At 69.8% G+C, this 9,422-nt stretch carries 9 protein-coding genes; 2 read left to right on the top strand and 7 right to left on the bottom strand.

Translation table 11 applies throughout. The annotated features are described in order from the left end of the window. The 3 genes from OZ671_RS31460 to OZ671_RS31450 all read right to left on the bottom strand — a co-directional run. A partial coding sequence (locus OZ671_RS31460) for a YbgF trimerization domain-containing protein (RefSeq protein WP_328286415.1) occupies positions 1 to 395 on the bottom strand: 395 nt, incomplete at its 3' end. 254 nt (positions 396 to 649) lie between these two features. Continuing rightward, positions 650 to 1,156: a peptidoglycan-associated lipoprotein Pal gene (gene pal / locus OZ671_RS31455; protein WP_268864355.1), complete on the bottom strand. Its 507-nt coding sequence runs from the start codon at positions 1,154 to 1,156 to the stop codon at positions 650 to 652. Positions 1,157 to 1,635: 479 nt separating this feature from the next. Further along, complete coding sequence (locus OZ671_RS31450) at positions 1,636 to 2,154, bottom strand: MarR family winged helix-turn-helix transcriptional regulator (RefSeq protein ID WP_268864354.1); 519 nt, start codon at positions 2,152 to 2,154, stop codon at positions 1,636 to 1,638. Positions 2,155 to 2,207: 53 nt separating this feature from the next. Here OZ671_RS31450 and OZ671_RS31445 point away from each other — a divergent pair, with 53 nt between their 5' ends. Both OZ671_RS31445 and OZ671_RS31440 read left to right on the top strand, forming a co-directional pair. After that, positions 2,208 to 3,005 (top strand): alpha/beta fold hydrolase, encoded by a 798-nt coding sequence (locus OZ671_RS31445; protein WP_268864353.1) that lies wholly within the window; start codon positions 2,208 to 2,210, stop codon positions 3,003 to 3,005. A gap of 101 nt (positions 3,006 to 3,106) precedes the next feature. Further along, positions 3,107 to 5,254, top strand: coding sequence for an alpha/beta hydrolase domain-containing protein (locus tag OZ671_RS31440; RefSeq protein WP_268864352.1), 2,148 nt, complete (start codon positions 3,107 to 3,109; stop codon positions 5,252 to 5,254). 6 nt (positions 5,255 to 5,260) lie between these two features. On the opposite strand, the gene OZ671_RS31435 is transcribed toward OZ671_RS31440, so the two are convergent. The 4 genes from OZ671_RS31435 to tolA all read right to left on the bottom strand — a co-directional run. Next, positions 5,261 to 6,634 (bottom strand): MATE family efflux transporter, encoded by a 1,374-nt coding sequence (locus tag OZ671_RS31435; RefSeq protein WP_268864351.1) that lies wholly within the window; start codon positions 6,632 to 6,634, stop codon positions 5,261 to 5,263. Positions 6,635 to 6,716: 82 nt separating this feature from the next. Next, positions 6,717 to 7,172: a MarR family winged helix-turn-helix transcriptional regulator gene (locus OZ671_RS31430; protein ID WP_268864350.1), complete on the bottom strand. Its 456-nt coding sequence runs from the start codon at positions 7,170 to 7,172 to the stop codon at positions 6,717 to 6,719. 109 nt (positions 7,173 to 7,281) lie between these two features. After that, the gene (gene tolB / locus OZ671_RS31425; RefSeq protein ID WP_268864349.1) at positions 7,282 to 8,601 is read right to left on the bottom strand and encodes a Tol-Pal system beta propeller repeat protein TolB; all 1,320 of its coding nucleotides are present in this window, start codon (positions 8,599 to 8,601) and stop codon (positions 7,282 to 7,284) included. A gap of 84 nt (positions 8,602 to 8,685) precedes the next feature. Beyond that, positions 8,686 to 9,422, bottom strand: a 737-nt coding sequence (gene tolA, locus OZ671_RS31420) for a cell envelope integrity protein TolA (protein ID WP_268864348.1), incomplete at its 5' end; no start/stop codon positions are given.

Genomic DNA, 9,422 nt, shown 5'->3' with positions numbered 1-9,422 from the left:
GCCGCGCCCTGCTGGGCATTCGGATCGAAGGCGTCGCCGCGCTGCTGGCGCTGCGGCTGCTGGCGCGGCTGGCTGGGTTGGCTCGGGCGGGCACCGCCCCGCTGCGTCTCGAGTTCATTCAGCCGGAACTCGAGATCGGCCTGCGTGCGCTTGGCCTGTTCCTCGATCTGGCGAAGGCGGAACTGCGACTGCTCGACCTGGCCGTTCAGCGTACGGATCTGCGCTTCCAGCCGCTGGATCCGATCGAGCAGATCGGCCGCCGACTGGGCGCTGGCCCCGCCGCTCACCCCCGCGACCAGCACGGCCGTCGCGGCGAGTGTCGCCCAAAGTCCACCACGCCTGCCATTCCGCGTCTCGAACCGGACCCAGCCCCTGACTGTCCGACCGATGGTCATCGTTCCTCTCTTCTCCAGTCCTGCAGGAGCCCGGCAGTGCCGGGCCGGCCGCTGCGATCTGCGCAACCTTGCGCGAAGCCTATCATTCGTGGCCGTGAATTGGGCCAGAATTCCGACCTATTCAAGCAAAAACGGCGCTCGTCGAACGAGCGCCGCTGATCGTCGGAGGCGATGTTTCCTCGATATGTCAAGGTTTTCGGCCGGGTTGCGCCATTGCAATCGAAATCATCCGACGGAGCCCGGCCTGACCCGCGTCAGGAGCCGGCGCCGCCGCTCAGCACGGTGACCGCACGACGGTTCTGCGACCAGCAGGAGATGTTGTCGCAGACCGCAACCGGGCGCTCCTTGCCGTAGGAGATGGTGCGCATGCGGGCGGCCGAGATGCCGCGGGCCGACAGGTAGTCACGCACCGTCTGGGCGCGCCGGGCGCCGAGCGCGATATTGTATTCGCGCGTGCCGCGCTCGTCGGCATGGCCTTCGATGGTGAAGGAATAGCGGTTGTACTGCTGCAGCCAGGTGGCCTGCTTGTCGAGGGTCGAGCGGGCCTGGGTGGTCAGTTCGGACGAGTCGGTTTCGAAGAACACGCGGTCGCCGACATTGACGACGAAGTCCTGCGGGCTGCCCGGGGAGGCCGCGCCCATGCCGCCGGCACCGCCGGCCCCGGCTCCAGTGGTGGGATTCTGAGCGCAAGCGCCAAGCGCCAGGCCCATTGCCATGAGGGCGGCAAACTTCCAGTTGCGCCCGAGAGCCATGGTCAGCATGGTGATCTCCTTAACGAAAAACGTAGCCGTTCCTTTACCAGGATGGAGGTTAATCGAACCTTCCCGAACGTCCTTGACCGTCCCCCGAATACTTCCGGGAAATCTGGCCGGCAGCTTGGGCTCCGATCGACAACATCCTGAGATGATGTTCATTTTTTCCGGATGACCGAGCGGTGAGGCACGATCGCCGCACTGCTCGACCATTCGCGGGGATGGTCAACCATTGGTAAATGGAAAGCCGCCCCCGGCGCCCCGGCGACCCTGGCCGCGCGGTGACCGGTCCGGCATCGCGGCGCAGCGTGACCAGACTGTGGCAGGCCGGTGTCGCGGCGATGATAAACCCTTCTGCGGATTGGCTTTGCCAGCCCTGTTGCGGATCGGCAACAGCCGCATCGGTCGACCCGCCTCCGACAGCGCGGGCCGGGCGGGACGCTCTCTTCGATCGACCTTGCGGACCGCCTGTTCGCACCCGTCCAGCGTCAGCGCTCCGGGCCGTCGTCCCCCGCCGCCATCGCCATGTCTTCACCGGCTTCGCCGACCGTCGCGGCAAGGCGCGACAGGCCCTGTCCGAAGCCTTGCGGCATTGCTGCCGCCAGCGCGTCATGGGCCGCGCGCCAGGCGGGCAGCGCGACCTCCAGCGCCCGAGCCCCCTGCTCCGTCAGCCAGACCAGGCGGCGGCGCTGATCGGCCTCGGCGAGCGCGATCTCGATCCAGCCGCGCCGCTCGATCACCTTGAGATTGCGCGACAGGCTGGACGGATCGAGCCCCATGCGCCCGGCCAGCGCGCCGAGCCGGTCGTCGGGGCTGCTGGCGATCTGCGCCATCAGCCAGAACTGGGCGAGCGGCATGCCCGCCTCCGCCATGCTCAGCTCGAGCCGGCGCGCGATGCGCCGCGCCGCCAGCCGGCTGTTCCAGCCGAGGCAGGTATCGAGCGCCGCGGCGGCGTCCGTCCGCAGGGATCTCGGCGCTTGTCGCCGGCCGTCCATTCGCGTTAGCATCCCGGTTTCTTGTATATACAAGCTATTGCGATCGTGGCGGAGAGCAAGCCCCCATGCCCTCATTCACTTCGGCCGACGGCCGGGTCGTGACCTATGGCGATGCCGGCAGCGGTCCGCATCTCGTGCTGATCCATGGATCGCCCGGAGAAGGGCGGGCCTGGAACCGGGTCGTGCCGCTGCTCGCCGACCGTTTTCATGTTCTGACGCCCGATCTGCCCGGCTATGGCCGCGCGAGCCCGCTTGCCGGCGCCGCGGGCACCGCCGCCATGGCGGAAGGCGTCGCCCAGCTCGTCGAAAGTCTCGATGGACCGGTTGTGCTCGGCGGCCATTCCTACGGTGGCAATGTCGCGCTGCATGTCATGGCGAGGGCGCCCCGGCGCGTCCAGGCGCTGGCGCTCTTCGAGCCGGTCTTCTTCCGGGCGCTGGAACTGGGTGGCGATGCCGCAGCGCTCGACGAGGCCGGCCGGTATTTTTCCGCCTACGCCGCCCGAGCCGCCATCGGCGAGCGCGATGCGATCATCGACATGGTCGACTACTGGTTCGGCCAGGGCGCCTTCGGCCTGCTGCCGCCGCCGGTTCAGGACTTCCTGCGCGGAGCGGCCGAACGCAACGCCGTCGACGTCAAGGCGTCCTTCGCCGAGAGCCTGCCGAAGCCGGTTCTCGCCGGCTTCGACCGACCAGCCGTGGTCGCCCACGGCAGTGCCAGCGCGCCTGTCGCCATCGCCATAGCCCGGGCGCTCGGCGCGCTGCTGCCGGCGGCGGACGTCGTCTCGATCGCCGGGGCGAGCCACGGCATGATCGACACCCATCCGGGCGAAGTCGCCTGCCTGATCGCCGGCCTCGCCGCCTGAAGCCGGGCATCGCGCCGGGCGCCGGACAAGCTCTGCCATGCGCTTGCGCGGAATTTGGCCGCCTCGTAGGCTCGTCTTCTCTTCGGCAGCCGGGGGCCTGCATGCGGTGGGGCGAACGTGTTCGGGCGCTGGTCGGAACAGCCGGCCTTGCGCTGCTTGCCACTCTCGTGGCCCAGCCCGCCACAGCCGGCATCGTCCGCCTGGAGATCGTCCGGCAGGAACCCGCCTTCGGCGGCCGGAGCTTCGGGGCGGTCGGTCCCTATGTCCGGCTGGTCGGCAGGGTCCATGGCGAGGTCGATCCCAGGCTGCCCCAGAACGCGATCATCCAGGACATCAGGCTTGCGCCGCGCAACGCGCGCGGCATGGTCGAATATGTCGCCGACATCGACATTCTGCGCCCGGCCACGCTCGAGCGCGGCAACAAGGTGCTGCTGTTCGAGGTGCACAACCGCGGCCGCAAGCTGCTGCTGCGCAACCTGAACAACGATGTCGCCGGCAACCAGGCCGCGCTCAACGACCTGACCGATGCCGGCGACGGCTTCCTGATGGACCAGGGCTATACGCTGGTCTGGTTCGGATGGCAGGCCGATGTGGCGGCCGGCGAAGGACGGCTGACGCTCTCGGTGCCGGTCGCCGTGAACCCGGACGGATCCCCCGTGACCGGCCTGGTGCGGGCCGAACTGACGACGCCGGCGCGCGCCACGACGCTCAACCTGTCGAGCGGTTGGTTCACCGGCCTCACCCACACGAGCTACCCGACCGCATCCACCGACAACCGCACGGCCTTTCCCGACGGCTTCCTGCCGCGCCTGACCGTCCGCGCGCGCGAACAGGACCCGCGGATCGCCATTGCGAACGAGGCCTGGCGCTTCGGCGCCTGCGACGCCGCCGGCACGGTCACGGCCGGCGACCGGCAGATCTGCCTTCCCGCCGGCTTCGAGCCCGGCCGGCTCTATGAACTGGTCTACCGGGCCAGGGATCCGCTGCTCACCGGCCTCGGCTTCGCCGTGACGCGCGACCTCGCCGCCTTTCTCAAGCATCGGGACAAGGATGCGGCCGGCACGCCCAATCCGGTGTTCCGGCGCGGACAGAAGGCCATCGTGATGGGCACGTCGCAGTCCGGCCGCATGATCCGATCCTTCCTCCATCTCGGCTTCAACCGGGACGAAGGCGGCCGCATCGCCTTCGAAGGCGCCCTGCCCCATATCGGCGGCGGCCTGCTGCCGCTCAACCTCCGCTTCGCGCAGCCCGGCCGGGCCTGGGGCGAGCAGATCGACCATCTCTATCCCGCCTACGACTTTCCCTTTGCCTATCGCCGCCAGCATGATCCGATCACCGGTCGCAGCCAGGGCATTCTCGACCGGTGCCGACGGGATCACACCTGCCCGCGCATCTTCCACGTGGCGACGGCGCTGGAGGTCTGGGAGGGACGGCAGTCGCTGGGCCTGACCGATCCGATGGGACTGCGCGACGTCGCCGATCCCGCCGATGTCCGCAGCTATATCATGGCCTCCACGCAGCATTCGCCGGCGCCGCTGCCCTTGCCGACCGTCCAGCCCTTCGGCGTCTGCCAGCAGCAGCAAAACCCCAATCCGCACATCTGGACGCTGCGCGCCCTGCTGACCGGCCTGACCGACTGGGTCGTGCTGAACCGGCCGCCACCGGCAAGCGCCGTTCCGCGCATTGCCGACGGCACGCTGGTGGCGCCGAACCAGGTCACCTTCCCGACCATTCCGGCCAATGGCTATGGTGGCGTCCAGCGCCCCGCGGCCCGGCTGCTGCGAGTCACCAATCCATTGTTCCGGCTGGACTACGGACCGCACTACAACGCCGCCGACACGAGCGGCGTCATCACCCGGGAGCCGCCCGGCCAGGGCACTGCGGACTATGCCATCCTGGTGCCCCAGGTCGACCGGGACGGCAACGATATCGGCGGGCTGCGCTCGCTGTTCCTCGAAGTGCCGATCGGCACCTATACGGGGTGGAATCTCGGCCGCAAGGACCGCTTCGAGGACGGTTTCTGCTCGCTTGCCGGCTCTTTCGTGCCGTTCGCGCGCAGCCGGAGCGAGCGGGAGGCGACCGGCGACACGCGCCTGTCGATCGAGGAGCGCTATCCGAGCCGCGATGCCTATGTGGCGGCGATCAAGGCCGCCGCCGAAAGGCTCGTCGCCCAGCGCTACCTGCTGCCGGCCGATGCCGCGCTGCTGGTCCGCAACGCCGAGACCGGCGGCATCCGGGCGGCGCCCTGACGCCGTTCAGGAGCGGGCGGGGCCCCAGCGCGTCACGTGGATCGCATAGGCGGTGACCAGGCCGTAGATGGTCATGGACACCGCGACCAGCGCGAACAGTGCCCAGAGCGGCTGGTCGGTTGCCACCATCCACCAGCCGCCCAGCGCCACAGCGACGAGCCGCGCGGTGCCGGCCAGCACTGGCCCGAGAACCTTGCCCGCCCCCTGCGCGGCGAAATAGAGACAGAGGCCGAGGCCGTAGAATCCGTAGCTCGGCCCGGCCCAGACGAGATAGCTGCTGGCCGCCGCGATCACCCCGGGCTGGCTGGTGAAGAGGCTCGCCCAGGCCGACGGCGCGAGCCAGCCGACGGCGCCGATGAAGGCGGTGATGGCGAAGGCCAGCATGCCGCCGGTCCAGGCCGCCTGGCGCGCCCGCTGAAGCCTGCCCGCGCCGATCGCCATGCCGACCATCGGAACGAGCGCGACGCCGACGGCGAAGGTGAACGGGATCAGCATGAATTCGAGCCGCGAGCCGATACCGTAGCCGGCCAGCGCCTCGTGGCCGAAGCGTGCGACCAGCGCGGTCAGCACCAGCACGGTCAGCACCGATTGGAAGGAGGAGATGCAGGCGAGCGCGCCGACCTTCAGGATGTCGCCGAAATGTTCTCCGTTGAGGCGCACGCCGGTGAACGGCAGCACGACCCGGCAGGCGCCCGAGCGCAGGAAGCGGATCATGTAGAGCGCGCCGGCCCCATAGGCGACCACCTGGCCGAACGCGATGCCGGCCATGCCGAGCCGCGGCAAGGGGCCGAGCCCGAGGCCGAGGCTGCCGCCGATGATCACCTGCAGCGCGGCAACGGCCAGCAGCGTGCCCGACGGCACGGTCATGTTGCCGGCGCCGCGAATGATCGAAGCGGTGAGATTGCACAGCCAGATGGCGAGCGCGCCGGCAAAAACCACGCCGGAATAGGTCAGCGCCTGATCCAGGGCTTCGCCCCGACCGCCGAGCGCGGCATAGAGCGGCCGGCCGCAGACCAGCATCAGCACGGTGATCGCAAGGCCGAGGCCGAAGGCGATGATGACGGCGTGAAAGGCGAGCGAGCGGGCGCGCTCGTCGTCGCCGGCGCCGATCGCCCGGCTGATCGCCGAGGAAACGCCGCCGCCCATCGCGCCCGCCGACATCATCTGCTGCAGCATGACGACGGGAAAGACCAGCGCCATGCCGGCGAGCGCCGGCGTGCCGATGAGACCGACATAGACCGTCTCGGCGACGGCAACCGCGGCGGTCGCGACCATGGCCAGGATATTCGGCACGCTGAGCCGCGCGATCGTGCCGAGCAGCGGCGCGGTGACGATCGGATTGGCCGGCGCGAGGCTCGGGGCTGCGGCATTGATGGTCATGATCGGTCCCGATCTCGCGCGAAGGGCGACAAATTAGCTGCATATGCAGATACTTGGCGGCCGGAGGCGCTGGCGGAAGCGGTCATCGCGCCAGCCTATCGATCGTCCGGTCGAGCATGCTGTTGAGCGCCGCGGCCTCGTCCGCGCCGACGCGCTCGACGATCTCGCCCTGGCCCCGCGCCCAGCCCGCGCGCGCCTCGGCGAGCCGGACCCGCCCGGCCTCGGTCAGGCTGAGGCGCCGATGGCGCCGGTCGTTCGGATCGGGCTCGAGCCGGATCAGCCCCTGGCGCTCCAGCGGTCGGATCGTCCGGGTCAGGCTGGTCGGGTCGATCACCATCCGCTCGGCGAGCGTCCCGATATCGACGCCGTCATCCGCCTTGATATGACCGAGCACGCCGAACTGGGTCACGGTCAGTCCGTGCGGCTCCAGGCACTGGTCGAAGATGTGGGAGACGAGGCGCGACACCTTGCGGATCCGCGCCGCCGTGCAGGCGGACGGCGGCGACAGCTTGGATCCGGCGGGCGGGACGAGGCTCATGGCCGAAGAGATAGCTGCATATGCAGCTATAAGCAAGCGCGCCGCCGGCGGCACGGGCCGCGGCGGCGACAGGGCAGGCTTGCGGGAAAGAGGGGATCGGCGCGAACCGTCAGCTCAGCGTCGGCCCCCAGGCCGGATCGGAACCGAAGCTCGGCGTCGGCACGCGGTTCTCGGCGCGGGCGAAGATGTCCGACTGGAACAGCTGCGGCCCTGCGCCCTGGTCACGGAAATACATCACGAACAGGCCGTTCGGCGCGAAGGTCGGGCCTTCATTGTGGAAGCCGGTGGTGAGGATGCGCTCGCCCGAACCGTCGGGCTTCATCACGCCGATCGAGAACTGGCCGCCGCCCTGGCGGGTGAAGGCGATGAGGTCGCCGCGCGGCGACCAGACCGGCGTCGAATAGCGGCCCTCGCCGAAGGAGATGCGGTTCGCGCCGCCGCCGCCCGCGCCCATGATGTAGAGCTGCTGGGTGCCGCCGCGATCGCTTTCGAACACGATCTGGCGGCCGTCGGGCGAGAACGAGGGGCCGGTATCGATCGCCGAGCCGTCGGTGAGGCGCACGGCATTCTTCGAGCGCAGGTCCATCGAATAGATGGAGGAGCCGGCGCCCTGCTGCAGCGACAGCACGATGCGCTGGCCATCGGGCGAGAAGCGCGGCGAAAAGCTCATGCCAGGGAAATTGCCGACCTGCTCGCGCTGGCCGCTCTCGATATTGAGCAGGAAGACCCGCGGCTCGCCGGCATTGTAGGCCATATAGGTGATGTCCTGGCTCGACGGCGAGAAGCGCGGCGTCAGCACCAGGTCGCCGCCGCGGGTCAGGTAGCGCACATTCGCGCCGTCCTGGTCCATGATGGCGAGCCGCTTCTGCCGGCGGTCCTTCGGCCCGGTCTCGTCGACGAAGACGACGCGGCTGTCGAAATGCCCCTTCTCGCCGGTCACCCGCTCGAAGATCTGGTCGGAAATGATATGCGCGATGCGCCGCCAGTTCGCCTCCTGGGTCGCGAACTGCTGGCCGTGCAGCTGGCCGCCCTGGGCGACGTCCCAGAGCCGGAACTCGACCCGCGAGCGCCCGTCGGCGCCGCGGCCGGCGCGGCCGGTGACGACGCCGGCAGCGCCGGCCTGCTGGAAGCGCTGGAAATTCGGCGCCTGGTCCGGATCGACGGCGACGCCGGCATAGGCCTGGCGGTCGATGACCCGGAAGAAGCCGGAGCGGCGCAGGTTGTTCTCGATCACACCGGCAATGTTGCGGCCCATATCGTCGTTGCCGAGATTGGGCACCGCGATCGGGAAGGGCTGCACCTGGCCGCGCCTGATGTCGATGACCGGCGGCTGGCTCTGCTGCGCGCGGGCGCTCGGCAGGACGAGGCCGCTGGCGCCGAGGGCGGCTCCGGCGGAAAGGAAGTTGCGGCGGTTCAGCGTGAGGGTCATGAGCTTCGGGTCTCGGTCGTACGGCGCAAGGTTAGCGGTGCCGTCGGTCGCCTGCGTGACGGATCATCGGGCGACCTCGGGCGCTCAGCGCATCATTTCCTTCGGGTCAAAATTCAGCACGACTTCGCGCCAGGTTTCGTAACGCTCGCGCGGCAGCCTGACACCACCCTCGGCCGAGCAGCGCATCACCGCGCGCACGGCAGAATTGGCCAGGACCTGGAAGTTGGAATCGCCACGCGGGTTCTGCACTTCCGGACGGCCGGTCACGGTGCCGTCGGGATTGAACGAGACGCGCAGGCGCACAGCCGGGCTGTTGCCCTCGCGCGCCGCGATCGGGATTTCCCAGCAGCGCTCGGCCCAGGCACGGATCGCATCGATCTCGCGGCCGGAAATGCGCGCGGCCGCGCCGGTTGCGGTGCCGAGCGAGGCGGTGCGCATCGGCGCGCTCGCGCCGGTGGCTTCCGTCCGCGAGGCCTGGCGGCGGTCGTTCGACTGGTTCTGGCTGCTGTTCAGGCGCGCCGCAATCGAGTTCGGGTCGAACTGGCGGGCATTGGCCCGCTCCTGCCGCTCCCGCTCGGCGCGTTCACGCGCCTCGCGCTGGGCCCGTTCGCGGGCCTCGCGCTGGGCTCTTTCGCGCGCTTCGCGCTGGGCCCGTTCGCGGGCCTCGCGCTGCTCGCGTTCCCGGGCTTCGCGCTGCTCGCGCTCGCGCGCCTCGCGCTGTTCCCGCTCGCGCTGGGCGGCGGCCTGGCGCTGTTCCTCCTCGCGCCGGCGCTGCTGCTCGACGCGGGCCTGTTCCCCGCGCCGCCGCTGCTCCTCCTCGC

The sequence above is a fragment of the Phreatobacter sp. AB_2022a genome (genome assembly GCF_026847585.1).
Classification (GTDB): Bacteria; Pseudomonadota; Alphaproteobacteria; order Rhizobiales; family Phreatobacteraceae; genus Phreatobacter.
The sequence above is the reverse complement of the archived record's forward strand: the minus strand, read 5'-3'. Positions and strand labels throughout refer to the sequence as shown.